Here is a 24,242-nt window from a genome sequence, read left to right on the forward strand (position 1 = left end):
AACTTCGGCACACCGTCCCGGCAACTAAAAATTCTGCGGGATTGGTGTGGAATTTAGGGCTAATCTACGTCAGCCCCTATTATTTTCCAGAATATTACTGCCTTTAAAAAACTTCAAAACCGCCATCGAAATCACCGCAGCCGGAATCGAAGACGCAAAAGTCAAGCCCACCTTCAAGCCCAAATACACATTGGATGCCGTAAAAATCACCGTAATCAATGCGCCGAGAATTATCCCCCGCAGCGTCAGCTCACGGAAACTCGCATAAGGATCAACCGCCTGTTTCATAAAAATCTTCCTGTATCAGGTAAACAATCAAATCAAAACTTTTCAGACGGCCTTTTGATACATCCATCAGGCCGTCTGAAAAGCCTCTCTCTTACCATTTTAATGAACTATCCGACTACACGCAAAAACCCTATTTATTTTCATTTGACGCCAAACCATAAAATCATATCGATGCAGACGTTTGGGGCAGTTTGACGGTTTCAGGTAAAATAACGCCAAATTCATCAACCGTTCAGAAAGCCGCCGCCATGTATTCACTCGTCCGTCCTATCCTGTTCCGTTTCGATGCTGAAAAGGCCCATCATTTCACGCTCAACAGTTTGCGTACCGCCGAAAAACTCGGCCTGCTGCCCAAGGTGGACAGCCACACCCGGCCAACCGAGCTGATGGGTTTGCAGCTGCCCAATCCAGTCGGCTTGGCGGCAGGTTTGGACAAAAACGGCGAGTGCATCGATGCGTTTGCCGCTTTGGGTTTCGGCTTTGTCGAAATCGGCACGGTAACGCCCAAGCCGCAGCCGGGCAATCCGCAGCCGCGCCTTTTCCGCGTTCCCGAACACCAAGGCATCATCAACCGCATGGGTTTCAACAACCACGGCATCGATGCGATGATCCGCAACATTGAAAACAGCCGCTTTAAAGGCATTTTGGGCATCAACATCGGTAAAAATGCCGTTACACCGATTGAAAACGCGGCCGACGATTATCTGATTTGCCTGGAAAAAGCCTACGCCCACGCGAGCTACATCACGGTCAATATTTCCTCCCCCAATACGAAAAACCTGCGCGCCTTGCAAGGCGGCGACGAGTTGAGCGCATTGTTGGAAGCCTTGAAAAACAAACAGGCGCAACTGGCGGCCGCGCATGGCAAATATGTGCCGCTGGCGGTTAAAATCGCGCCGGATTTGGACGAAGCGCAAATCGACGACATCGCCCATGTGGTTAAATCCGTGGAAATGGACGGCATCATCGCCACCAACACGACCATCGACAAATCCAGCTTGGGCAGCCATCCGCTCGCAGGCGAACAAGGCGGTTTGAGCGGTTTGCCCGTGCGTGAGAAAAGCAATCAGGTGTTGAAACTTTTAGCAGAACGCATTGACGGCAAGCTGCCGATTATCGGCGTCGGCGGCATTATGAACGGCGAGGACGCGGCAGAAAAAATCCGCTTGGGCGCCAGTGCGGTTCAGGTGTACAGCGGTTTGATTTATCGCGGCCCTGAGTTGATTAAAGAGTGTTTGGCTGCGTTGAAATAATACTTTTCCAAAAACAAGGCCGTCTGAAATCTTTCAGACGGCCTTTTAATGTGCTTTCATTCTTCAAACAGATTGCCTTGTGCCAATAAGGTTTTGACCGGTGCGAAATCGCGGCGGTGTTCCGGCAAGACGCCGTATTGTTTCAATGCGGCCAAATGTTGCGCCGTGCCGTAACCTTTGTGGCGGTCAAACCCGTATTGCGGATAGCGTTTTGCCAATTCATACATTTCTGCGTCGCGCGCGGTTTTGGCCAAAACCGAAGCGGCGGAGATTTCGATGATTTTGCTGTCGCCTTTGACCACGGCTTCGGCAGGGACATTCAAATCTTTCGGCACGCGGTTGCCGTCTATCCACACTTTGTCGGGTACGACCGACAGCCCCTCGATGGCGCGCTTCATCGCGGCCATGGTTGCGTGCAAGATGTTCAGTTGCAGGATTTCGTCGGGGTCGGCAAAGGCAATGCTCCACGCAACCGCCTGTTCCTTAATCATCTGCGCCAACATATCGCGCTTTTTTTCGCTCAGTTTTTTTGAGTCGGTCAAACCCGGCAGGTCAAAATGTTCCGGCAAAATCACTGCCGCCGCAAATACGCTGCCGACCAAAGGGCCGCGCCCCGCTTCATCCACGCCTGCGCTTAAAACCGTCGCCATTTCTTCACCGCCTGTCTGATTCAAAGCCGCCATTATATCCGCTTGCGGCAGAGAAATTCTGCAATAGTTCAAACCGTTGGGGAACAGTTCAAATTTCATCTGCTTTACCAATCAGTTATAATTTACATCCCCACATACCCATACGTCTTACAACATGCCTACCCAATCCGAACGCCTCCATTTTTCCGAACGCTGGCTCAACGCCTACGAACGCTACCGCTATCGCCGCCATATCCACGCCTTCCGCCTCGGCTTGGCGATCGTGTTTTCCACCCTCTTGGCCAAAGTCTTCCACCTGCAACACGGCGAGTGGATCGGCATGACCGTCTTTGTCGTCCTCGGCATGCTGCAATTCCAAGGCGCGATTTACTCCAAAGCAGTCGAACGCATGCTCGGCACGGCCATCGGTTTGGGCGTCGGTTTGGCCGTTTTATGGTTGAACCAGCATTACTTGCAAGACGGCGTTTTCTTCTATCTGATTATCGGTGCCGCCAGCGCAGTGGCCGGTTGGTCTGCGGTCGGCAAAAACGGCTATGTCGCCATGCTTGCCGGCTTGACCATGTGCATGCTCATCGGCGACAGCAGCCACCACTGGCTCGACAGCGGCCTGATGCGTGCCATGAACGTTTTGATTGGTGCCGCCATCGCCATTGCCGCCGCCAAACTCCTGCCCCTGCGCTCCACACTCATGTGGCGCTTCATGCTTGCCGACAACCTCACCGACTGCGCCAAAATGATTGCCGAAATCAGCAACGGCAAGCGCATGACGCGCGAGCGTTTGGAACAAAACATGATTAAAATGCGCCAAATCAACGCCCGCATGGTCAAAAGCCGCAGCCATCTGGCCGCCACATCCGGCGAAAGCCACATCAGCAACAATATGATGGAAGCCATGCAGCATGCCCACCGCAAAATCGTCAACACCACCGAGCTGCTCCTGACCACCGCCGCCAAACTGCGCGCGCCCACGCTCAACGAAAGCGAAATCCGCCTGCTCGACCGCCATTTCAACCAACTCCAACGCGAACTGCGCCTGACCGTCCGCCTCATCAAAGGCCACTACGCCCGCCGCATCCGCATCGATACTTCGCTCAATGCCGAACTAAGCAAACCGGCCGCCCGCCTGCATTACGACTGGCAAGGCTTCCTCTGGCTCAGCACCAATATGCGTAACGAAATCGCCGCATTGGTGATCCTGTTGCAACGTTCGCGCAATAAATGGTTGGACAAAAAAGAATTGCAACGCCTGAAAGAACACCTGCGCAACGACAACAAGCCCAAATCGGAAGAGGCCGTCTGAAAAAAGCCTGTCGTATTTTTACCCAAACCCCGCCGCAAGACAGCAAAAGGCCGTCTGAAACCCAATGGTTCAGACGGCCTTTCCATCAATTCATCCGCAATAAATGCTGCATAAAGCAAAATCCCCTGCGATTGCAGGGGATTTTTATATTTGGTTGCGGGAGCAGGATTCGAACCTACGACCTTCGGGTTATGAGCCCGACGAGCTACCATGCTGCTCCATCCCGCGTCAGAAGTTGTAACTATACGGAAAGACGGAATCGCTGTCAAGCGTTTTTGACAGAAAATGCGAAAAACGCCGCTTTACAAAAAACCGTCCGCATGGTTTAATTTTCGTTAATAAAGAAACAGGGGTGCTGCTTTCAAACCGAGCGGCTGAGAAATACCCTTTACACCCGAACAGGATAATACCTGCGTGGGGAGTTTCGGCAAATGTGATTTTAAACGGTTGATTGAAGATATCCACAAGGCCGTCTGAAAAAAGCAATGCTCCTGTTTCCATTTCATAACCGAGAAACAGGAGCAATTTTTTATGACTACTGCTAAAAAAACCGGCGATGAGGCGCGCCGTCTTTCCGACTTGAGCGAAGACATCGGCATCCGCTTCCAATATCCCAATTCCGACCGCGTCTATATCCCAGGCAGCCGCGCCGACATCCGCGTGCCTTTGCGTGAAATCCGTCAAGACGACACCTACACGGCGCAAGGTACGGAAGCCAATCCGCCGATTCCGGTGTACGACACCAGCGGCGCATACGGCGATCCGGCAGCACACATCGATCTGAAACAAGGCCTGTCGCACGTCCGCACCGCATGGCTGGACGAACGCGGCGATACCGAAATCCTGCCTACCCTGTCGAGCGAATACGGCACCGAACGCGCGCACGATCCGAAAACCGCCCATCTGCGTTTCAACCAAATTACCCGCCCGCGCCGCGCGAAAAGCGGCAGCAACGTAACCCAGCTTCACTATGCGCGCCGCGGCATCATCACGCCCGAAATGGAGTTTGTCGCCATACGCGAACGCATGAAGCTGGACGAGCTTTTCAGACGGCCCGAATACGCCAAGCTCTTGAAGCAGCACGCAGGGCAAAGTTTCGGTGCGAACATCCCGACTCATCCCGACCAAATCACGCCCGAATTCGTGCGCCGAGAAATCGCCGCCGGACGCGCGATTATCCCTGCCAACATCAACCACCCCGAACTCGAACCGATGATTATCGGCCGCAACTTCCGCGTCAAAATCAACGGCAACTTGGGCAACTCCGCCGTTACCTCCAGCCTGACCGAAGAAGTCGAAAAAATGGTATGGTCGCTGCGTTGGGGCGCGGACACGATTATGGATTTGTCCACCGGCGCGCACATCCACGAAACGCGCGAATGGATTATCCGCAACGCACCCGTCCCCATCGGTACGGTGCCCATCTATCAGGCTTTGGAAAAAACCGGCGGCATCGCCGAAGACCTGACTTGGGATTTGGTACGCGATACCTTAATCGAGCAGGCGGAACAAGGCGTGGACTATTTCACCCTGCACGCAGGCGTGTTGCTGCGCTATGTGCCGATGACCGCCAACCGCCTCACCGGCATCGTATCGCGCGGCGGCTCCATCATGGCGAAATGGTGTCTCGCCCACCATCGGGAAAACTTCCTCTACACGCATTTCGACGAAATCTGCGAAATCATGAAAGCCTACGACGTATCGTTCAGCCTCGGCGACGGCCTGCGCCCCGGCTGCATTGCCGATGCCAACGACGAATCCCAATTCGCCGAATTGCACACCTTGGGCGAATTGACCGCCAAAGCGTGGGAACACGACGTCCAAGTCATGATCGAAGGCCCCGGCCATGTGCCGTTGCAACGCGTCAAAGAAAACATGACCGAAGAGCTGCAACACTGCTTTGAAGCACCTTTCTACACACTCGGCCCGCTCGTTACCGATATCGCCCCCGGCTACGACCACATCACCTCGGGCATAGGCGCAACCAATATCGGCTGGTACGGCACAGCCATGCTCTGCTACGTTACCCCGAAAGAGCATCTCGGCCTGCCCGATAAAGAAGACGTGCGCACCGGCATCATCACCTACAAACTCGCCGCCCATGCCGCCGACCTCGCCAAAGGCTGGCCGGGTGCACAATTACGCGACAACGCCCTGAGCAAGGCGCGTTTTGAGTTCCGCTGGCGCGACCAATTCCGCTTAAGCCTCGACCCCGAACGCGCCGAGAGCTTCCACGACGAAACCCTGCCTGCCGAAGGCGCGAAAATCGCCCACTTCTGCTCAATGTGCGGTCCCAAATTCTGCTCGATGAAAATCACACAGGAAGTGCGCGACTACGCCGACAAGCAAAAAGCCCAACGGCAGGGCATGGAGGAAAAATCGATTGAGTTCGTCAAAAAAGGAGCGAAGCTTTATAGTTAAAACATAAAACAAAAAAAGGCCGTCTGAAAATGTTTCAGACGGCCTTTTTTGGGGAGTTGTTTTCTTATTGCACTACACTCATTTCATCTGTAGGCCTTATTTCATCAGGACTGGATACGTTAGTCTCAGGTAATTGTACAGGATTCATCTCATCGAAGGACTGTTGTTGCCATTCTGACCTATGGTAAGCTGCCTCCTGATTCTCAATTTCTTCCTTAGCACGTTTTTCTTCTAAATTCTGGTTGATAATTATGTTTTTTGACAAAGCATAATTCAACATTGAACTAATACCAGCAACAGCATTGATACTATCTTCTATTTCAGAATAAATCTGTTTCCCATCATCGGTCGGCTGAAGATTATAAACAAGATCAATTTGATATTTATTGGCAGCGGTTGCTGATTTCTTATAATTAAAGCTCGTCAGAAATTTTTCTATGTTATCGTTCTGTCCACTTTCCTCTAATGCAACCTGTATATCGCTAAGAAGGTCAGTAGGTATGCTAAGCGTGAGCTTACTTTCACAAAAAACTTTATTACTGTTAGGATCATTTTTAGATGTGCGGATATCTTCAAAAGACATTCCGATTTTTGCAATTGTTGCACGGATTGAAGACAAAGTTAAGTTACTATTCTCTGAACGTAACTGCTTTTCTGTAGCTTCGGTAACTACATTTTTCAAGACAAGTAGTCCATTCTCATCACTACAAGCAATTTTATTTTTAGAGCCACAGCCTGATAGCAAGAACAGACCTACTGCACTGATATATAACAAACCTTTAATCATCAACGGGTGCTCACACTGACACGGTTGCGGTAAATATCAACGTAAATTACGGGATTGCCATCAACAATGCGACGGATAGTAGCCTGTCCAATACTACCCGAAGCTAACCAACGTTCTAAGCGCGAACGATTTTCGGCTGACGCAAATACGCAATCGCCTTCATCTTCGTTATCTCGCACACCAAATTTGTGGAAATTGGCACGTTCTTGGCGGATGATAGCAGCAACAACATCTTTACTGTATTGCGTAGCGATATAATTACCGCTGCTGTTAAATTTATCGTTCTGAGATATCCTCGCACGATAAGAACATAGATAATCTGATGAGAAAGCTTGTGTTGATAATAAAATACTTCCTAAAATTAACCATTTTTTCATAAGTTTTCCTTTAAAGTGAACGACATTGTTTGATTAATAATTCCGGCCTATATTCAAAATGCACAGAATCATAGTGATACCATTTCCCTCCCCAAATGAAGCCATGCTTTTCAAAGACTGCAACCATTCTCTTTAAGATAGCATCTTGGCGCAGAGCTTGTGGATAGGTACAGGCTTTACCCTCTTTACAGCCTGACCACTGCCAATATGTACCTAGGCCTTTAGGCAATGAGAAGTCAATGGCAATACCGAAAGCATGGGCACTACGCCGCTTAGTTCCACTAATGAAGCGATAGTTAAATGTCCCTGCAGTTTTGGCAGCATAACTTTTTAAGTTAAAATCAGCCGCCAACTCTCTACCAACTGTCTCCAGTTTTTCAGCTGCTCCATTTACTTTGTTAAACATAACTGTTCTTCCTGACGGAGCCCAATAGATAGGGACCAAATTTTTTCTTACCTCTGCCTCATTTTCGCCATACATTTCAGCAAAGAAAGCATCATCACGCAAACGCCCTGCATCTTCATTAGCTTTAGGAGTTGAAAAATCCAAAGGATAAATCTGTTCCAGTTGATCTAATAAACCTGCGCTATTCAATTTTTTAAAATAATCTGAATATTTCGATTTTGCCAATGCAAATGTTTGTCCGTTAACCGAAACGGTTGCGCCGATAGCTTTAACAGTTTGCGGATAGGCAGCCTGAAAACATTGAGCAGCAGCTTGTTGCACAATTTCCCGAGCATGGCTTTGCATGGTAATAGTTAAGAAAAACACAAAGGAAATAAAAGTTCTCCAACCCATCATTATGCTTAAGGTATCTATTTATAATGGCATAATTTTATGTAACCAACTGCTGGTAAGCCAGCAACCAAAAGTGATAAAATCCTACTGAAGTTTGGGTTGAAATTAATAAAAAGTGGTAACTATGAAGACATATGAAAAAATCCGGTTAATGCGAGAAATGAACCAATGGTCACAGGAAGAGGTTGCGGATAAATTAAATCTTTCCACCAACGGTTATGCAAAAATTGAACGCGGTGAAACTAGATTGAACTTACCACGCCTGGAGCAAATTGCTGAAATTTTTCATATTGACTTACTCGATTTGCTTCAATCCGAAAATAAAGGTTTTGTATGCCAAATTAATGAAGGCGACAACAACAGTGATATTTCTTTCTATGCAACACCTTCACAAGAGTTAACTGCAGAAATTGAAAAATTAAAGCTGACTATTAAACATCAACAAGAATTAATGTTGCACAAAGATCAACTGCTACAGCAAAAAATAGATGAAAATCTATTACTGAAAGAATTGATTGAAAATCTGCGTTCGAAATAAAATAAAAGGCCGTCTGAAAATGTTTCAGACGGCCTTTTTAGTGAATAGCCTTTAAGCCAAAGCAATAGCACTACGGCTGCCTATTTTTCCACCCTGCGGAAATGGTGCGGACGGAAACCGAGCGCGGCGAGGGAAACAAAGTAGAGGCCACCTCCCAAGGCAATCAGGACGCAGAGTTGGCCTGCTTTTTTAAAGCCACCGACGTGCACCCATTCAAACGGCAGATAATATTGCGCCAGCCACAAACCGCCGCCCATGACGACCAAAGAAATGACCATTTTAACCAAAAACGCTGCCCAACCTTTACCGGGGCGGTAGATGCCGTGTTTGCGCAAAAGGAAAAACAGCAAACCTGCATTCAGACACGCGCCCAAACCGATAGCAAGGGACAAGCCGACGTGTTTAAGCGGCGAAATGAAAGCGAGGTTCATCAACTGCGTGCAAATCAGCGTGAAAATAGCGACTTTAACGGGGGTTTTGATGTTTTGGCGGGCGTAGAAACCGGGAGCCAACACTTTAATCATAATCAGACCGATCAAGCCGAAGGAATAGGCAATCAGCGCGTGTTGGGTCATTTGCGCGTCGTGCAGCGTAAATTCACGGTACATGAACAAGGTCGTAACCAGAGGGAAAGACAACACGGCAAGGCCGACGGCGGCAGGCAGGGTCAGCAGCATACACAGGCGCAAACCCCAGTCGAGCAGGCCGGAAAACTGCTCGGTATCCTGACTGGCGGCGTGTTTGGACAAGGTGGGCAGCAAAATCGTACCGAGTGCCACGCCCAAAACGCCGGTCGGCAATTCCATCAGTCGGTCGGCGTAATACATCCATGACACGCTGCCGGACTGCAAAAACGAGGCAAAAATGGTGTTGATAACCAAGGAAATCTGCGCCACGCTCACGCCCAAAATAGCCGGCCCCATCTGTTTCATTACGCGGTTGACCGCTGCGTCTTTAAAGCTGAGTTTGGGCATTTTCAAGAAGCCCAGTTTCGCCAACCAAGGCAGTTGGAACACCAGCTGCAACACGCCGCCGACAAATACTGCCCACGCTAACGCCATAACAGGCGGATCGAAATACGGTACGAAGAACAGGGAAAAGACGATAAAGGAAATATTCAAAAAAGTCGGCGTAAAGGCGGGAATGCCGAATTTATGATAGGAGTTGAGTATTGAGCCGACAAAAGACGACAAGGAAATCAAAAAGATATAAGGAAACGTTACCCGAAGCAGGTCGATGGAGAGCTGAAACTTATCGGCATCTTTGGCAAAACCGGGCGCAGAAACATAAATCACCCACGGCGCGGCAAGTATGCCCAGTGCGGTAACAATGACCAACACAAACGACAACATACCGGCCACATGACGCACAAATGCCTGCGTGGCTTCGGGTGAGCGGGTTTCTTTGTATTCCGCCAAAATCGGTACGAAGGCTTGGGCAAATGCGCCCTCTGCAAACACGCGCCGTAGCAGGTTGGGCAGTTTGAACGCGACAAAAAACGCATCCGTCGCCATGCCTGCACCAAACGCACGGGCGATAATCGTATCGCGCACAAAACCTAAAATGCGCGACACCATCGTCAGGCTGCCAACCTTGGCCAATGCTCCCAATAAATTCATGTATTTTCCTTACTTGTCTTTCAGGCCGTCTGAAAATCCGGCTTCTTCCAATACTGCCGCCGCCGCCAATGCTGCCGTATCTTTTTTCAACAGCAGATGCAAGGCGTGGAAATCCTGTTCCAACACGGCCACGGCTTCAGGGTGGTCATACCAGTCTGCCACGGCCTGTGCCAGTTTTTCAGGGACGGCATCGTGTTGCAGCAGCTCGGGAACAGCGGTTTTACCCAACAAAATATTGGGCAAACCAACATGCGGCACTTTGATTTTGTTTTTCACATACGCATAAGTCAGCGGCGAAATTTTGTAGCTGATGACCATAGGCCGCTTGCACAAGGCCACTTCCAAAGTCGCCGTACCGCTGGTGACCAATACCACGTCGGCAGCGGTGCAAACCGTATCCGACTGCTTGTCGGTCAACGTAATGGGAAGGGCGGCAAATTCAGGTTGCGCCAAAATTTCACTAATGCGTTTGCGCGTTGCGACCGTCGCCACAGGCAGCAAAAACTGTGCCTTCGGATAACGTTTCAGCAGCAATAAGGCCGTCTGAAAAAACACCACCGCCATGTAATCAATTTCGCTCACGCGGCTGCCGGGCAAGATGGCAAACACGGGCACGTCCGCAGGTACGTCCAGCTTCTGCCGCGCCGCCGCCCTATCCGCTTCCACCGGTATGGTTTGCGCCATCGGATGGCCGACAAACTCGGCTCTGCCTCCGGCATCGATATAAAGCTGTGGCTCCATCGGAAACAGGCACAACACGCGGTTGACCTGATGCACGATTTTATTGACCCGTTCGCGCCGCCACGCCCAAACCGACGGGCTGACGTAATGAATGGTATGAATGCCTGCCTGCTTGAGTTTTTCTGCCACGCCGAGATTAAAGTCCGGCGCATCGATGCCGATAAACACATCCGGCTTGAGGCGGATTAAATCGTTCACCAGCCCTTTGCGGATTTTCAAAATCTGCGGTAGGCGTTTGATAACCTCAACAAAACCGCGCACCGCCAGCTTTTCCTGATCGTACAAACTCTCAAAACCCTCCGCCTTCATGCGCTCGCCGCCGATGCCGGTAAACCGCGCGTTCGGGCAACGCGCCTTAATGGCACGGATTAAGTGTGCGCCGAGCAAGTCGCCGGAAGCTTCGCCGACGCTGATGGCGATAAGGGGGGAAGAATTGGAATTCATATTGTTAAGGTTCGGAAGCTAAAAGATTTTGGGGCGGTCATTTGCCCACCCGTTTTCAGACGGCATCGGCAGCAAACGGACAAAAAACCTGCCCTACTGCACGGATTTTTGCAATCCAAAGGCCGTCTGAAAAAGTTTCAGACGGCCTTCAATCCATCCATCAACGGATAATACCGCGTGTGGATTGTGCAAAAAAGTCTTTAAATACCGCCAATTCGCTTTGGGTTTCGGCGCGTTTCAGAATCTCTGCCTTGGCTTCTTCAAACGGAATGCCGCGATGGTAAATGGTTTTATACACATCTTTGACAGAGGCAATCTGTTCGGCCGTGAAACCGTTGCGGCGCATACCTTCGCTGTTGAGGCCGGCAGGTTCGGCGCGGTAGCCTGCAGCCATAAAGTATGGCGGTACGTCTTTGTGTACGCCGGCGGCAAACGCGGTCATGGCGTAGTCACCGATTTGGCAGAATTGGAACACCAGCGTGTAGCCGCCCAAGACGACGTAGTCGCCGATGGTAACGTGACCTGCGAGTGAGGCGTTGTTAGCGAAGATAGTATGGTTGCCGACCACGCAGTCATGGGCAAGGTGGCAGTAGGCCATAATCCAGTTGTCGTCGCCGATACGGGTTTCGCCGATGCCGGTAACCGTACCGAGGTTGAACGTCGTAAATTCGCGGATGGTGTTGCCGTTGCCGATAATCAGCTTGGTCGGCTCGTCGCGGTATTTTTTGTCCTGCGGAATTTCGCCGAGGCTGGCAAATTGGAAAATGCGGTTGTTTTCACCGATGGTCGTATGGCCGTTGATGACGACGTGCGGACCGATTTCGGTATTCGCACCGATTTGGACATTGGGACCGATGATGCTGTACGGGCCGACTTTGACGCTGGAGTCGAGTTCGGCTTTGGGGTCGATGACGGCGGTCGGATGGATAAGGGTCATGCTGTTTCCTTGCTGTCTGATACAGGTATTGCCTGCAAGATGCCGTCTGAAGCTTTCAGACGGCCTGTCCCATTCTTACACCACGCGTTTGGCGCACATAATCACGGCTTCAACGGCAACTTGACCGTCGACTTTGGCAACGGCGTTGAATTTGCCGATACCGCGTTTGTTGGTCAACAGCTCGACTTCAAAAACCAGTTGGTCGCCGGGGATGACTTGGCGTTTGAAACGGGCGTCGTCGATACCGGCGAAGAAGAAGAATTCGTTTTCTTTGCGGCCGCCCTCGCTGAGGATGGCGAGTGTGCCGCACGCTTGCGCCATGGCTTCGATGATCAGCACGCCGGGCATCACGGGCAGGTCGGGAAAGTGGCCTTGGAACTGCGGCTCGTTCATGGTGACATTTTTAATCGCAGTCAGGGTTTTCATCGGTTCGAACGCAGTAATGCGGTCGAGTTGCAAAAACGGATAACGGTGTGGGATAAGTTTTTGAATGTCTTTGGCTTCGATCGGGAGTTGTACGTCCATGATGTTCGTCTTTCCTTGTTTGTATTGGGTTTAAACGTATTCGGATGCGGGGTGCGGACTGTTTGCGCCGCATTTAGGCTTCGTCGCTGTCGGCAAGCTGTTTTTCCAGCGTTTTGAGGCGTTTGTTCATTTCGCTCAAACGGTGGATATAAACGGCATTGCGCGCCCAGTCTTTGTAGCCCGACATCGGGAAAATACCGGCCAAATGCTGGCCGCTTTCGGTAATACTGTGGGTAACGGATGTACCGCCGCCGATGGTGGTTTTATCGGCGATTTCGATGTGTCCGACCGTGCCGACGCCGCCGCCGATAATGCAATAATTGCCGATGGTGACGCTGCCGGAAATACCGGTTTTGGCGGCGATAACGGTGTGCGCACCGATTTTGCAGTTGTGGCCGATTTGGACTTGGTTGTCGATTTTGGTGCCGTTGCCGACGGTCGTATCGCTCATTGCGCCGCGGTCGATATTGGTGTTCGAACCGATTTCCACATCATCGCCCAGCGTGACTGCGCCGGTTTGCGGAATTTTAAACCATGAATCGCCGGCAAAGGCCAAGCCAAAACCGTCTGCGCCGATGACGGCGCCGCTGTGGATTTCGACACGGTTGCCCAACGTGCAGCCGTAATAGATGACGGAATTGGGATGCAACACGACTTCATCGCCCAACGTGCAATCGTGTTGGACAACGGCATTGGCCAAAATACGGCAGCCTTCGCCCAATACGGCATTCGCGCCGATATAGGCATTTGCGCCGATTTCGCAGCTTGCCGGCACTTTGGCGCTTGCCTCGACAACGGCGGTCGGATGTACGCCGCCTTGAGCTTTGACAATCGGCGAGAACAATCGTGCCACTTTGGCAAAATAAAGATAAGGGTCGGCAGCCACAATCAGGTTGCGGCCTGCAAATTCGTCTGCGGCTTTCGGCGACACAATCACTGCGCCTGCCCGGCTGTCGTGCACTTCGGCTTTGTATTTCGGGTTGGCCAAAAAGCTGATGTGTTCCGCCTGCGCCTGATCCAACGGACGGACGGCGGTAATGGCGATGTCTTCGCCTTTCCATTCGCCGCCGAGTTGGGAAACGATTTGGGACAGGGTGTATGCTTGTGAAGTCATGATAATCTGCCGTCAAGATGTCAGGCCGTCTGAAAGCTGCCGGTTTGGGTTTCAGACGGCCTTAGGTTTGTCTGTATGGTTGCATTCGCTGCCGAGCAGGGTCAGTGTGCGTTTAGGGCTTTGATAACGCTGTTGGTAATGTCGTAGCGGCCGTTGACGTAAATCACGTCCTGCAAGATGAAGTCGTAACCTTCGCGTTTGGCCAAATCGACGATGACGCGGTTGGCATTTTGCTGGAGCGCGGCGAATTCTTCATTGCGGCGCAGGTTGTAGTCTTCTGCCAACTCGGCCTGCTGCTTGCGGAATTTTTGTACCAGATTGCGCCATTTTTGGGTTTCCGCTTCCCTTTGGCTGTCGCTGAGCTTGTCGCTGCTCAGTTTTCGCTCCAAAACCTCGCCTTCCTGCTGCAGCTTTTGCAAGGCGGTTTGACGGCTTTTGAACTCTTTTTCCAAAGTCGTCTGAATGCTTTGCGCCTGCTTGGATTCCTGATAAACGCGCTCGGTATTGATAAAACCGATTTTCTGTACGCCATCCGCCGCCGCTTGCGGCAACAGCACGAAACCCGGCAGGGCTACGGCGAGGACACGGAGGGTGCCGGCTATTTTACTCATGATAAAAATCCTTGCTTGAAAACAGACGGGCGGTTTGCAATAAGCCTGCCGCCAATCTGCCATGAGGCCGTCTGAAACGGACAAACCCGGTTTCAGACGGCCTAAACATCATCAGAATGTTGTACCGAGTTGGAATTGGAAGCGTTGGATTTCGTCGCCTTCTTTTTTCTTAATCGGATAAGCATAACTGAACTTCATCGGACCCAGCGGAGAGAGCCAAGTCACGGCAGCACCGGCAGAGTAACGCAATTCGTTTTTGAATGTCGATTTGTGCGTTTTGCCTACGCCGTACACGTTTTGGAGCGCGCCATTAGTGTAATAAGTATTGCTGCTACTGTCGTTGTAAGTTTTGTCGTCCCACACGCTGCCCGCATCGGCAAACAAGCTCAGACGGACGGTACGCGAGTCTTTAATGCCCGGCATCGGGAAGAGCAACTCTGCGGAAACGTTGGCTTTTTTGTTACCGCCGTAGCTGATTTTCTCGCCGTATTCGTCATAGACTTTCGGACCCAGCGTACCGCTTTCAAAGCCGCGAACAGAGCCTAAGCCGCCGCCGTAGAAGTTTTCAAAGAACGGCATGGTTTTGGTTTTACCGTAGCCGTTGCCATAACCGACTTCGCCACCCAGCATCAATGTGAAATCTTTGCTTAACGGGAAGAACCAAGTTTGGTTGTGGGTCAGGGTGTAGTATTGCAGGTCGCTGCCCGGCAGTGCGATTTCGCCGTTTACGCCGGTCAGGTAACCGCGGGTCGGCCACAAGGCATTGTCGGTTTTGTTACGGCCCCAGCCGATGGTGCCTTTGTACAACCAGCCTTTGAAGTTACCCACGCCGTTGCCGTTGCCTTTACCGTATTGGTTGATAAAGTCGGCATAGCGTTTAGGCGCACCTTTGTAGGTGTTCACGGTCAGACGCTCTGCGGCCAGGCCGAAGTTCACACGGTCATATTCGGTAACCGGAATACCGATACGCAAACCGCCGCCGAAAGTCGTGGTTTTATACTGTTTCGCGCTGGAAGAAGCTTTACGCGGGTCGTAAGTCTTGCCGTAAATGTCGTAACCCAAACTTACGCCGTCCGGTGTGAAGTATGGGTCGGTAAACGACAACGAGCCGTTTACTGTGGTTTTACTGCGGGACGCACGCAGAGCAACGGATTTACCCGTACCAAACAGGTTGTCTTGAGCCACGCCGGCAGACATTACCAAACCGGTATCCTGAACCCAACCTGCGCTCAAGTCGAGCGAGCCGGTTGAACGTTCGGTCAGGCTCATGTTCAGATCAACTTGGTCAGGGGTATTGGCCACAGGAACCGCATCAAATTGAACGTTGTCGAAGTAGCCCAACAACTCAACGCGCTCTTTGGAACGTTGCAGTTTGGCAGAATCGTAAGGCGCCGATTCCATTTGGCGCAACTCGCGGCGGATGACTTCGTCACGGGTTTTGTTGTTGCCGGTAATGTTGATTTCGTTCACATAGATTTTGCGGCCCGGTTGAACGGTCAGCACGAAATCAACAGTATGCGTTTCGGCATTTGGAATCGGTTGGACATTGATTTCGCTGAATGCGTAACCTGCCTGACCCATGCGGTTTTGGATGGCTTCGAGCGAATTGGACATTTGCGCGCGCTCGTACCATTTGCCCGGCTTCATGGTCAGCAGTTTTTCCAAATCTTCTTTCGGCACTTCCAGCGTATCGCCTTCGATGCGTACATTGCCCCAGCGGAAGCGGTCGCCTTCGCTGACGGTTACTTTAATGGTCTGCTTGGTTTTGTCTTCGTTGGTTTGGATGTCGGTATCCAAAATGCGGAAGTTGAAGTAGCCGTTGTTTTGGTAGTAATTGGTGATTTTTTCCATGTCCTGAGCAAATTTTTGCTCATTGAACTGGTTGCTCTTGGTGATCCAAGTCCACATGCCGCCTTCGCTCAGGGACATTTGTTTCAGCAGGCGGCGGTCGGAATAAACTTCGTTGCCTTCAAAGGAAATATCGGTAATCTTGGTAGATTTTCCCTCTTCGATGGCAATATCGATAGACACGCGGTTGCGGGCGAGTTTGGTGACGGTCGGCGTGATTTTGACCGACTGTTTGCCGCGGCTCAAATACTCTTCTTTCAAACCGGCGACGGCTTGGTTCAGCGTTGCTTGGTTGAAGTATTGGGATTGCGCCAAACCGAAGGCTTCAAGGTTTTTCTTGATGGCATCGTTTTGCAACATTTTTGCGCCGGTAATATTGAGCGAGCTGATGGTCGGACGCTCAATCACGGTCAGCAGGACTTGATTGTCCATGGTTTCGACGCGTACGTCGTCAAAGAAACCGGTTGCGTAGAGTTTTTTAATGATTTCTTCACTGCGCGCATCATTGAAATTATCACCGACTTTAACGGGCAGGTAGTTGAAGACGGTACTCGGCTCGGTGCGTTGCAGGCCTTCGACGCGGATGTCCTGAATGGTAAAGTCAGCCAATGCCAGGGGAGACAGGCTCAATACCATTAAAGCGGAAGCAATCTGGTTCAGTTTCATAAATTATCCAAACAAACGGTTGATGTCATTAAAGAAAGCCACAGCCATCATCAAAAGCATGGCTGCCAGTCCGAAGCGCAGGCCGACTGCCTGTATGCGCTCGCTCAAAGGCTTTCCGCGTATCCATTCGGCGGTATAGAAAACCAGATGTCCGCCGTCTAAAACGGGTACGGGCAAAAGGTTCAACACGCCTAAGCTGATGCTGACCAAGGCCAGAAATTCGAGGTAGCTCTGCAATCCGAGTTTGGCGGACTGTCCGGCGACATCGGCAATGGTCAGGGGGCCGGAAATATGGTTCAAAGAGGCATTGCCTGTAACCAGTTTTCCGAAAAATTTGAGGGTCGTCCACGAATAGTTGACGGTTTTGTTCCAACCCAATTCAAAGGCTTGGGCAACGGAAGGCGTATAACGGTAGCGGATGGTTTTATCCCACTCTTTATCCGCTTGGGCGGCAAGCCCGGCCCTACCCACCAGCACGCCTGCCGACTGCTCGACGCTGTCCGGCCGGATAGCGGTCGCCAGTATTTTGCCGTCGCGCTCGTAAGTCAGTTCGATTCGTTGGCCGGGACTGGCGCGGAAGAGTTCCGTCCATGCCTGCCAGCTCTCGATGGGCTTCCCATCGGCGGTCAGCAGCTTGTCGTTTTCCTTCAAGCCTGCTTTTTCGGCCGGACTATCAGCCAAGACTTTGCCGATGTGGTTAGTAATTCTAAAAGGCAAAAGGCCGATGTTGCCTTGGTTTTTCGCAACTTTACCTGCTTCAGGCGTGCCGGCGGCATCAATTATGCGGACGGCTTGGGCATTTGAGGCCGTCTGAACAGCGACTTTTACAGGACCGGCTTCAAGGTTCAACACCATCTCGGTTTGCGCATCGCTCCAGTCTTTTACGGCGATTCCGTTGACCGATACAATCTTGTCGCCTGCCTGAAAACCTGCTTTGGCGGCAATACTGCTAGGCTCGACCATGCCGACATAGGGGCGCAACTCGGTTACGCCGAAGGAAAAGCTCAAACCGTAAAGCAAAACGGCCAAAATCAAATTGGTCAAAGGGCCGGCGGCGACAATGGCGATGCGCTTGGCCGGATGCTGCTTGTCAAAGGCGTAGGGCACATCTGCCTCTGCCACCTCGCCTTCGCGCGTATCGACCATTTTAACGTAACCGCCCAACGGAATCGGGGCGAGACACCACTCGGTATCGCCGCGTTTTCGGGTGAAAAAGGGCTTACCGAAGCCGACGGAAAAGCGCACGACTTTAACGCCGCACCAGCGGGCAACAATATAGTGTCCGAACTCATGCAGGCTGACCAAAATCAGAATGGCGACGATAAAGGCTAAAAAGGTTTGCAAAAAAATCCCCTGAGTGGAATGTGATAATCAACGGATAAGGCCGTCTGAAAACCGATTATAAAGGCAGTTGTTCCATTTTGTCTGCCTAAATGCCAAGCGGTTGGCGTTTCAGACGGCCTGTCATTGAAACTTTAATATTTACCGATAAAGGCTTCTGCCTGTCTGCGTGTTTGCGCGTCTTGCGCCAGCAGGCTTTCAATATCATGATGGCCGTCTGAAAAATCTTGGGCAAGGCAGTGGGCAACAACTTGGGCAATATCGGTAAACTTGATGCGTTTATCTAAAAAAGCGGCCACGGCAACTTCGTTTGCAGCGTTCAACACGCAAGGCGCGACGCCGCCTGCATTCATGGCCTGATAGGCAAGTTTCAGACATGGGAAACGGTCAAAGTCAGGCTTCTGGAAGGTCAACGCGGACAATTCGCCGAAATCCAACTCGCCCACGCCGGAATCGATGCGTTCGGGCAGGCCCAAACAATAAGCAATCGGCGTACGCATATCGGGATTACCCAACTGCGCCAATACCGAACCATCGCGATAACGCACCATGCTGTGTATCACGGATTGCGGATGGATGACGACTTCCAGTTTTTCCGGCGGACAGTTAAACAGCCAATGCGCCTCAATCAACTCCAAGCCCTTATTCATCATTGACGCGGAATCGACGGAAATTTTGCGCCCCATGCTCCAATTCGGATGCTTGACCGCCTGCTCGGGCGTAATGCTGTCAAATGTACTTAAATCGGTGTTAAGGAACGGGCCGCCCGATGCGGTCAGGATAATCGAATTGATACCGTGCTCATTCAGACGGCCTGTGTAATCCCTTGGCAATACTTGGAAGATGGCGTTGTGTTCGCTGTCAATCGGCAAGACGGCGGCGCCGTTTTGACGGGCGGTTTCCATGAACAATGCGCCGGCAACCACCAGCGTTTCTTTGTTGGCCAGATAAATGGTTTTGCCCTTTTGAGCGGCGGTCAAAGCCGAGGGCAAACCGGCCGCGCCGACAATGGCACACATCACGCCGCTGACTTCATCGGCCGAAGCCACATCAATCAGGGCTTGAGCACCATATAAAACCTGCGTATTGATGCCTTCTTGTTTGAGTTTCTTTTCCAGCTCGGCCGCATGGCCGGCATCGCCGACAACGGCATATTCCGGACGGAACTGTTTGCATTGCGCCGCCAGCTTGTCCACCTGCCTATGCCCTGCCAGCGCGAACACGCGGAATTTTTCGGGATGGCGGGAAACAACGTCCAAAGTGCTTTCGCCTATGCTGCCGGTACTGCCTAATATGGTCAGAACTTGTTGTGTCATGGTGTGTTCTTTGTGTGCTGTGCAAACGGTATTCATTGTGTTTGAAATAGATTTCTTTGCCGTTTCCAATTTTCAGACGGCCTTTTGCCTCCCGGCTAAACAGGCCGTCTGAAAGAATTACTCAATGCCGTATTCGATGGTAACAACCAGTCGGACTTGTTTGCCGACGGTGCTTTTATCGTAAGAACCGCCGTACTCGTCGTCCTCGCTGCTGCCGGTGTCGGCATAGATGTTGAACGAGCCTTGCGAAGCAGAACGCATGGCGCCCACTTTGCCGCCGCCGGTTTTAGCAAATTCGGCCGCGCGTTTCTGCGCATCCTCAGTCGCCTGCGTAATCAAATCGCGTTTGATGGTTTCCAAATTGCCCAGTAAATATTGCGGATTGTCGAAGCGGATGAATTCGTTTTGCGCACGGAAGTTCAAAATGGCGCGCTGGGCGGCTTGAATTTTGTCAAGTTTTTTGGTGTTGACCACAATATTGAGGTCGCCATCGTAGCCGTTGGGCGTGCGGGTTACGTTGCCCAGTTCGTCGCGGGTTTCATTGAAAACGCGCGACACTTCGGGCAGGCCCACTTTCATTTCAGCCGCCGCAAAGCCTTGCTCGCCCAAAAATTTAGACAGCTTCTTGCGTCTTGCCATCAGCAAATCCAAAACTTCCTGGTAGCTCTCGCCGTGTGCGTTCACGCCCGTATTCCACGTCGCGCTGTCGGATTGGAAGTTTTTCTCCGCCAAACCTTTTACGGTGATTGTCCCCGGCTGGCGCAGATTCTTAAACTGCACGCCCAAAATAAACGCCGCAGCCATCAATCCCAGTGCCAACAATACGCCCAAGATCGATAAAGATGAAATCTGTTTTTGTTCGGACATAATCAGCTCCCCCAACCATGTGAGACAGGCGGTTTAAAACAAATATACAAAGGCGGCATAAATGCTGATAACGGCAATCAGGCTGTCCACACGGTCGAACACGCCGCCGTGTCCCGGCAGCAGATTGCTGCTGTCTTTGATACCGGCCGCACGTTTGAGCCAGCTTTCCAACAAATCGCCGCACACGCTGACAACGGTCAGAATCAAGCCGATCAAAATAGTTTTTAGCCAACCGGCTTCAAAAGCCAGCCAACCGGCTTTCCATACGATGGTCATGTACACGGCAACGCATAATGCACCGCCGATCGCACCTTCCCAGCTTTTACCCGGGCTGATGGTCGGCGCAATTTTGCGCTTGCCAAACGACTTGCCGCAGAAATACGCGCCAATATCGGCCACCCATACCAAGCCCATAATCGCCAATAAAGACAGCGCGTCTTCAGGCTGAGGGCGCAGGTAAACCAGTGCGAACCAAAACGGCATCACCAACAACCAACCGACCGTGTAAGCCTGCCAGCCGCCGTTTAGCTTCCATTTCGCTTTCAGCCACCAAGGCATGACAATCAGCCAAAACGCCAATACGACACACCAAACCAAATTGGGCAGCTGCCAACCGCCGGCATAGGCAATCACACCGAACACCAGCGTTGACGCCAAATAATGATTGATTTTCAGCTTGTCCAAGCCGCTCATGCGGGCATATTCCCACAAAACCAACATAGCAATCAGGCCGCAAAACGCCGCCCACAGCCACATAGGTGCATAAAACAGCATGACCAGCATCAGTGGCAAGAGCCACAGCGCCGTTAAAATCCGTTGTTTCAACATAATTCTCAACCCCGTTGCTGCTCAACCGGCAGCTGTTCGGAAGTCCGCCCGAAGCGGCGCTCCCGTTTTTGGAACGAAGCAATCGCCTCGTTCAGCGATTTCTCATTAAAATCAGGCCACAGCGTATCCGTAAAATACAATTCCGCATACGCCATCTGCCACAGCAGGAAATTACTGATGCGCGTCTCGCCGCCGGTGCGGATAAACAAATCCGGCTCGGGTGCATCGCCCAACATCAAATAGCGCGACAACGCCTCTTCCGTAATCTCTGTTGCACCCTCGGCAATCAACTGATTTGCCGCCTGCAAAATATCCCAGCGGCCGCCATAATCGGCGGCAATGCTCAAAGTCAAACCGGTATTGTTTGCCGTCAACGCCTCGGCCGCCTCAATCCCCTTCAGGATTTCAGCATTAAACCGCTCACGGCTGCCGATGACTTTCAAGCGCATATTGTTATCGTGCAAACGGCGCACCTGCTTTTGCAAAGCCTGCAAAAACAGCCCCATCAGAAAAGAAACCTCTTCCTCGGGGCGTCGCCAGTTTTCAGTCGAAAAAGCAAACACGGTCAAATACCGCACACCCAGCTCAGCACAATGCTTCACCATGTTCTCCAGCGCATCCAAGCCGCGCTTATGCCCCATCACACGGGGAAGAAAACGCTTCTTTGCCCAACGTCCGTTGCCGTCCATAATCACGGCAATATGTCGGGGGATGGCAGAGTGTTCCAAAATCGTCTGCGTACTGCTTTTCATGTCTGCCTTTCAGGGAGCAAACCGTCCAAAGGCCGTCTGAACGGTTTGCACACAGGATTAAATCGCCATCAAATCTTCTTCTTTGGCCGCCAAGAGCTTGTCCGCCTCAGCAATGTATTTGTCGGTCAATTTCTGAACCGCTTCCTCGCCACGGCGGGCTTCATCTTCAGAAATTTCTTTGTCTTTCAACAATTTTTTGATGTGGTCGTTTGCATCACGGCGCACATTGCGGATAGACACACGGCCCTCTTCCGCCTCGCCGCGTACCACTTTGATCAAATCTTTACGGCGTTCCTCAGTCAGCATAGGCATAGGGACACGGATCAAATCGCCGACAGAAGCAGGGTTCAGGCCCAAGTTGGAGTCACGGATCGCTTTCTCGACTTTTGAAGCCATATTGCTCTCGAAAGGTTTCACACCAATCGTACGCGCATCCAAAAGCGTTACGTTCGCTACTTGACTCACAGGCACCATGCTGCCCCAGTATTCCACTTCCACTTGGTCAAGCAGGCCGGTATGCGCACGGCCGGTACGCACCTTAGCCAAGTTTTCTTTCAATACTTCCAGAGAACGCTGCATTTTGCCTTCAGCTGTCTTTTGAATATCATTAATCATCTTATACTTTCAATTTCATAGGAATAAAACAGGATTAACCGAGAATAGTACCGTTAAACCGCCCTCACGACAAGGCTTTACGCCCCAACAGCCTTGTTTTCTAACCGATATTTAACATCAAACAAAATAAAGGCCGTCTGAAAATCTTTCAGACGGCCTTTATTGTTTCAAGCAACTACATCAACTCAGCCTTTTGGCTTGATTTATTTGCCGACTGACCCAAGCTGAAATCTCCCTATCATTTTCAATCGGCATCTAATCTTAATAACTCAAAAGCTAACAGCTTGTACTCTTGGTAATTAAAGTTAACTCTCCCTCAATATCTATCTACCATCACTATCGGAAACCTTCTCTCTAAAGTAATGAAGTTCACAAGGTAGATCCAATATAATAACCTGTTTTCCTATGCAAATTTTCACATTGATTTGCAAAATTTGTATAAAAACTGTATTACGTTATAATTGGTTTTATTCGAATCCGTTATTTAATTCACCTGAAAACGAACAGATAAATGCAAATTAACTGGAGAATATCTATGAACAAACTACTCATTCTATGCTCAACATTAGCGCTTTCTGCCTGTGTTGTACCACATCCTTATACCTCAACCGAATATCAAAAATATAAACAAAGTGATTTGAAAGTACCAAACCAACCTTATCCTATACGTTTAGAGGGAGAGTTCGAGCGTAATGGTAAGCCTTTCCCTAAAGTAAATCCGGCTCTAACAAAAGCTGCCAAAATTGCACTAAACGGAACAAAGATTGTAACAGTAGACCCGCAAGCCCAAAACAGCCTGAAAATCCATGCCAACAATATCGCCGATATTGGTGGTGCAGTAGGTAACGGTATAAAAACAGGTCTGACTTTCGGATTAGCAGGCAGTACAGTTCAGGATTACTATCAATTCTACTGTAGCTACTCAGATGGCAAAAAAGAATTAAACCGTTCCGAATTTAATCACGCTATTGTGACTACTATTGGTTTAACCTCCACACCAAAAGAGCTGACTCCCCATAGCAATCTGGATCAGGCATTTATCTCTGTAACTAAAGATATTGTTGTTAATTGCTTAGGCGACTTGCAAAACAAAGGTTTCTTGTTACCTGAAGCGGCCAATACCAATGCCGGCAGCAACTGAAATTTCTGAAGATGTTGCCAAAGCTGCCATTATGAAACTGAATATGGCAACTCCAGGTCAATGTTCCAAAGCTCATCCCTAAAACAATCCTTACTTGATATAAAAAGGCCGTCTGAAAATCTTTCAGACGGCCTTTTCCCTATTCAAATCCGATTCCTACTCTCTATTTCGCTCATTCCAAAAGTAACGCCATACAAAGCATGGGAAGGCAAAAATCAGGTAGAGGCAGACAACGGTCGCGTAAAACTCCCAATCTTGGGCATGCACGGCACCGGCGCGTGATTCGAGGATATAGGCGAGGATCGCGGTAAGAAGGAAGCCCGCCAGCAATTCGATCAAGTGATGGCCGATGTGTTTGCGTTTCAGGGCGATGATGCCGAAAAATTTGGTGGTAATAAAGGGGGTGTTGGCAAAGATAAGTGCCAACAGCAAAAGAATGTACATGGATGCGGTCATGGTGGTCT

The 24,242-nt window shown here is 50.7% G+C and carries 23 protein-coding genes, 1 tRNA gene, 1 pseudogene and 1 riboswitch; of the genes and pseudogenes, 5 read left to right on the top strand and 20 right to left on the bottom strand.

Annotated features, from left to right (window positions below; all coding sequences use genetic code 11):
* Positions 1-78: 78 nt before the first annotated feature.
* Positions 79-288 (bottom strand): annotated as a pseudogene (locus ACTHRY_RS07185) (OPT/YSL family transporter); the annotation flags it as partial.
* A gap of 248 nt (positions 289-536) precedes the next feature.
* Here ACTHRY_RS07185 and ACTHRY_RS07190 point away from each other — a divergent pair.
* Positions 537-1,541: a quinone-dependent dihydroorotate dehydrogenase gene (locus tag ACTHRY_RS07190; protein ID WP_049323641.1), complete on the top strand. Its 1,005-nt coding sequence runs from the start codon at positions 537-539 to the stop codon at positions 1,539-1,541.
* A gap of 56 nt (positions 1,542-1,597) precedes the next feature.
* Here ACTHRY_RS07190 and rnhB read toward each other — a convergent pair whose 3' ends face one another.
* Positions 1,598-2,191 (bottom strand): ribonuclease HII, encoded by a 594-nt coding sequence (rnhB, locus tag ACTHRY_RS07195; protein ID WP_036493965.1) that lies wholly within the window; start codon positions 2,189-2,191, stop codon positions 1,598-1,600.
* 154 nt (positions 2,192-2,345) lie between these two features.
* On the opposite strand from rnhB, the gene ACTHRY_RS07200 reads away from it, so the two are divergent.
* The gene (locus ACTHRY_RS07200) at positions 2,346-3,491 is read left to right on the top strand and encodes an FUSC family protein (RefSeq protein ID WP_440374152.1); all 1,146 of its coding nucleotides are present in this window, start codon (positions 2,346-2,348) and stop codon (positions 3,489-3,491) included.
* Between the two features lie 151 nt (positions 3,492-3,642).
* Here ACTHRY_RS07200 and ACTHRY_RS07205 read toward each other — a convergent pair.
* Positions 3,643-3,719 (bottom strand) — tRNA-Met (locus tag ACTHRY_RS07205).
* Positions 3,720-3,829: 110 nt separating this feature from the next.
* Positions 3,830-3,929, top strand: a riboswitch (TPP riboswitch).
* A gap of 93 nt (positions 3,930-4,022) precedes the next feature.
* Between ACTHRY_RS07205 and thiC the strand changes: the two genes are divergently transcribed.
* Positions 4,023-5,912, top strand: coding sequence for a phosphomethylpyrimidine synthase ThiC (gene thiC / locus ACTHRY_RS07210; protein WP_101755721.1), 1,890 nt, complete (start codon positions 4,023-4,025; stop codon positions 5,910-5,912).
* 64 nt (positions 5,913-5,976) lie between these two features.
* On the opposite strand, the gene ACTHRY_RS07215 is transcribed toward thiC, so the two are convergent.
* From ACTHRY_RS07215 to ACTHRY_RS07225, 3 genes are read right to left on the bottom strand one after another with little or no spacing between them, the layout of a single operon-like run.
* Entirely contained in the window at positions 5,977-6,699 is a 723-nt protein-coding gene (locus ACTHRY_RS07215) for a hypothetical protein (protein WP_101755720.1), read from the bottom strand.
* On the bottom strand, positions 6,699-7,076 hold the full coding sequence (locus ACTHRY_RS07220) for a hypothetical protein (RefSeq protein ID WP_101755719.1): 378 nt from the start codon (positions 7,074-7,076) through the stop codon (positions 6,699-6,701). The genes ACTHRY_RS07215 and ACTHRY_RS07220 overlap by 1 nt, the downstream gene beginning before the upstream one ends.
* A gap of 10 nt (positions 7,077-7,086) precedes the next feature.
* The gene (locus ACTHRY_RS07225) at positions 7,087-7,878 is read right to left on the bottom strand and encodes a M15 family metallopeptidase (RefSeq protein WP_224783380.1); all 792 of its coding nucleotides are present in this window, start codon (positions 7,876-7,878) and stop codon (positions 7,087-7,089) included.
* Between the two features lie 121 nt (positions 7,879-7,999).
* Between ACTHRY_RS07225 and ACTHRY_RS07230 the strand changes: the two genes are divergently transcribed.
* Entirely contained in the window at positions 8,000-8,413 is a 414-nt protein-coding gene (locus tag ACTHRY_RS07230) for a helix-turn-helix domain-containing protein (RefSeq protein WP_101755717.1), read from the top strand.
* A gap of 80 nt (positions 8,414-8,493) precedes the next feature.
* Here ACTHRY_RS07230 and murJ read toward each other — a convergent pair whose 3' ends face one another.
* The 13 genes from murJ to frr all read right to left on the bottom strand — a co-directional run bounded on the left by murJ (position 8,494) and on the right by frr (position 22,637).
* Positions 8,494-10,032 carry a murein biosynthesis integral membrane protein MurJ gene (murJ, locus tag ACTHRY_RS07235; RefSeq protein WP_101755716.1) on the bottom strand — a complete coding sequence of 513 codons (1,539 nt, stop codon included), beginning with the start codon at positions 10,030-10,032 and terminating at the stop codon, positions 8,494-8,496.
* A 9-nt stretch (positions 10,033-10,041) separates the two neighbouring features.
* Positions 10,042-11,217, bottom strand: a complete 1,176-nt coding sequence (lpxB, locus tag ACTHRY_RS07240; RefSeq protein ID WP_101755715.1) for a lipid-A-disaccharide synthase — start codon at positions 11,215-11,217, stop codon at positions 10,042-10,044.
* Positions 11,218-11,377: 160 nt separating this feature from the next.
* A complete protein-coding gene (lpxA, locus tag ACTHRY_RS07245) occupies positions 11,378-12,154 on the bottom strand; it encodes an acyl-ACP--UDP-N-acetylglucosamine O-acyltransferase (protein ID WP_070765542.1) in 777 nt (258 codons plus the stop codon).
* A 75-nt stretch (positions 12,155-12,229) separates the two neighbouring features.
* Complete coding sequence (gene fabZ / locus ACTHRY_RS07250) at positions 12,230-12,679, bottom strand: 3-hydroxyacyl-ACP dehydratase FabZ (RefSeq protein WP_003681704.1); 450 nt, start codon at positions 12,677-12,679, stop codon at positions 12,230-12,232.
* Between the two features lie 73 nt (positions 12,680-12,752).
* Complete coding sequence (gene lpxD, locus ACTHRY_RS07255; RefSeq protein ID WP_440374153.1) at positions 12,753-13,793, bottom strand: UDP-3-O-(3-hydroxymyristoyl)glucosamine N-acyltransferase; 1,041 nt, start codon at positions 13,791-13,793, stop codon at positions 12,753-12,755.
* 101 nt (positions 13,794-13,894) lie between these two features.
* The gene (locus ACTHRY_RS07260; protein WP_440374154.1) at positions 13,895-14,404 is read right to left on the bottom strand and encodes an OmpH family outer membrane protein; all 510 of its coding nucleotides are present in this window, start codon (positions 14,402-14,404) and stop codon (positions 13,895-13,897) included.
* Between the two features lie 111 nt (positions 14,405-14,515).
* Positions 14,516-16,918 carry an outer membrane protein assembly factor BamA gene (gene bamA, locus ACTHRY_RS07265; protein WP_049323650.1) on the bottom strand — a complete coding sequence of 801 codons (2,403 nt, stop codon included), beginning with the start codon at positions 16,916-16,918 and terminating at the stop codon, positions 14,516-14,518.
* A gap of 3 nt (positions 16,919-16,921) precedes the next feature.
* The gene (gene rseP, locus ACTHRY_RS07270; protein ID WP_049323651.1) at positions 16,922-18,262 is read right to left on the bottom strand and encodes an RIP metalloprotease RseP; all 1,341 of its coding nucleotides are present in this window, start codon (positions 18,260-18,262) and stop codon (positions 16,922-16,924) included.
* A 131-nt stretch (positions 18,263-18,393) separates the two neighbouring features.
* The gene (gene ispC, locus ACTHRY_RS07275; RefSeq protein WP_440374155.1) at positions 18,394-19,575 is read right to left on the bottom strand and encodes a 1-deoxy-D-xylulose-5-phosphate reductoisomerase; all 1,182 of its coding nucleotides are present in this window, start codon (positions 19,573-19,575) and stop codon (positions 18,394-18,396) included.
* A 117-nt stretch (positions 19,576-19,692) separates the two neighbouring features.
* The gene (locus tag ACTHRY_RS07280; protein ID WP_049323652.1) at positions 19,693-20,442 is read right to left on the bottom strand and encodes an SIMPL domain-containing protein; all 750 of its coding nucleotides are present in this window, start codon (positions 20,440-20,442) and stop codon (positions 19,693-19,695) included.
* 33 nt (positions 20,443-20,475) lie between these two features.
* Entirely contained in the window at positions 20,476-21,270 is a 795-nt protein-coding gene (locus ACTHRY_RS07285; RefSeq protein WP_049323653.1) for a phosphatidate cytidylyltransferase, read from the bottom strand.
* A 5-nt stretch (positions 21,271-21,275) separates the two neighbouring features.
* Positions 21,276-22,022, bottom strand: a complete 747-nt coding sequence (locus tag ACTHRY_RS07290; RefSeq protein WP_049323655.1) for an isoprenyl transferase — start codon at positions 22,020-22,022, stop codon at positions 21,276-21,278.
* Positions 22,023-22,079: 57 nt separating this feature from the next.
* Positions 22,080-22,637 carry a ribosome recycling factor gene (gene frr, locus ACTHRY_RS07295; RefSeq protein ID WP_003747893.1) on the bottom strand — a complete coding sequence of 186 codons (558 nt, stop codon included), beginning with the start codon at positions 22,635-22,637 and terminating at the stop codon, positions 22,080-22,082.
* Positions 22,638-23,172: 535 nt separating this feature from the next.
* On the opposite strand from frr, the gene ACTHRY_RS07300 reads away from it, so the two are divergent.
* Positions 23,173-23,778, top strand: coding sequence for a hypothetical protein (locus tag ACTHRY_RS07300; protein WP_234398657.1), 606 nt, complete (start codon positions 23,173-23,175; stop codon positions 23,776-23,778).
* Between the two features lie 156 nt (positions 23,779-23,934).
* Here the strand turns inward: ACTHRY_RS07300 and ACTHRY_RS07305 are convergent, their stop codons facing one another.
* A complete protein-coding gene (locus ACTHRY_RS07305) occupies positions 23,935-24,234 on the bottom strand; it encodes a DUF2818 family protein (protein ID WP_049323657.1) in 300 nt (99 codons plus the stop codon).
* Positions 24,235-24,242: the final 8 nt, after the last annotated feature.

This window comes from Neisseria sp. P0004.S004 (assembly GCF_051963335.1).
Taxonomy (GTDB): domain Bacteria; phylum Pseudomonadota; class Gammaproteobacteria; order Burkholderiales; family Neisseriaceae; genus Neisseria.

What these genes read in the sequence shown, in the direction of transcription:
- lpxB (WP_101755715.1), bottom strand. Translation starts at nt 11,217, where the DNA reads ATGAATTCCAATTCTTCCCCCCTTATCGCCATCAGCGTCGGCGAAGCT.
- ACTHRY_RS07230 (WP_101755717.1), top strand. Translation starts at nt 8,000, where the DNA reads ATGAAGACATATGAAAAAATCCGGTTAATGCGAGAAATGAACCAATGG.
- ACTHRY_RS07300 (WP_234398657.1), top strand. Translation starts at nt 23,173, where the DNA reads ATGAACAAACTACTCATTCTATGCTCAACATTAGCGCTTTCTGCCTGT.
- lpxA (WP_070765542.1), bottom strand. Translation starts at nt 12,154, where the DNA reads ATGACCCTTATCCATCCGACCGCCGTCATCGACCCCAAAGCCGAACTC.
- fabZ (WP_003681704.1), bottom strand. Translation starts at nt 12,679, where the DNA reads ATGGACGTACAACTCCCGATCGAAGCCAAAGACATTCAAAAACTTATC.
- ACTHRY_RS07260 (WP_440374154.1), bottom strand. Translation starts at nt 14,404, where the DNA reads ATGAGTAAAATAGCCGGCACCCTCCGTGTCCTCGCCGTAGCCCTGCCG.
- thiC (WP_101755721.1), top strand. Translation starts at nt 4,023, where the DNA reads ATGACTACTGCTAAAAAAACCGGCGATGAGGCGCGCCGTCTTTCCGAC.
- ACTHRY_RS07200 (WP_440374152.1), top strand. Translation starts at nt 2,346, where the DNA reads ATGCCTACCCAATCCGAACGCCTCCATTTTTCCGAACGCTGGCTCAAC.
- frr (WP_003747893.1), bottom strand. Translation starts at nt 22,637, where the DNA reads ATGATTAATGATATTCAAAAGACAGCTGAAGGCAAAATGCAGCGTTCT.
- ACTHRY_RS07285 (WP_049323653.1), bottom strand. Translation starts at nt 21,270, where the DNA reads ATGTTGAAACAACGGATTTTAACGGCGCTGTGGCTCTTGCCACTGATG.
- bamA (WP_049323650.1), bottom strand. Translation starts at nt 16,918, where the DNA reads ATGAAACTGAACCAGATTGCTTCCGCTTTAATGGTATTGAGCCTGTCT.
- murJ (WP_101755716.1), bottom strand. Translation starts at nt 10,032, where the DNA reads ATGAATTTATTGGGAGCATTGGCCAAGGTTGGCAGCCTGACGATGGTG.
- ACTHRY_RS07190 (WP_049323641.1), top strand. Translation starts at nt 537, where the DNA reads ATGTATTCACTCGTCCGTCCTATCCTGTTCCGTTTCGATGCTGAAAAG.
- ACTHRY_RS07305 (WP_049323657.1), bottom strand. Translation starts at nt 24,234, where the DNA reads ATGACCGCATCCATGTACATTCTTTTGCTGTTGGCACTTATCTTTGCC.
- ACTHRY_RS07290 (WP_049323655.1), bottom strand. Translation starts at nt 22,022, where the DNA reads ATGAAAAGCAGTACGCAGACGATTTTGGAACACTCTGCCATCCCCCGA.
- ACTHRY_RS07280 (WP_049323652.1), bottom strand. Translation starts at nt 20,442, where the DNA reads ATGTCCGAACAAAAACAGATTTCATCTTTATCGATCTTGGGCGTATTG.
- ACTHRY_RS07220 (WP_101755719.1), bottom strand. Translation starts at nt 7,076, where the DNA reads ATGAAAAAATGGTTAATTTTAGGAAGTATTTTATTATCAACACAAGCT.
- ACTHRY_RS07215 (WP_101755720.1), bottom strand. Translation starts at nt 6,699, where the DNA reads ATGATTAAAGGTTTGTTATATATCAGTGCAGTAGGTCTGTTCTTGCTA.
- lpxD (WP_440374153.1), bottom strand. Translation starts at nt 13,793, where the DNA reads ATGACTTCACAAGCATACACCCTGTCCCAAATCGTTTCCCAACTCGGC.
- ispC (WP_440374155.1), bottom strand. Translation starts at nt 19,575, where the DNA reads ATGACACAACAAGTTCTGACCATATTAGGCAGTACCGGCAGCATAGGC.
- ACTHRY_RS07225 (WP_224783380.1), bottom strand. Translation starts at nt 7,878, where the DNA reads ATGATGGGTTGGAGAACTTTTATTTCCTTTGTGTTTTTCTTAACTATT.
- rnhB (WP_036493965.1), bottom strand. Translation starts at nt 2,191, where the DNA reads ATGGCGACGGTTTTAAGCGCAGGCGTGGATGAAGCGGGGCGCGGCCCT.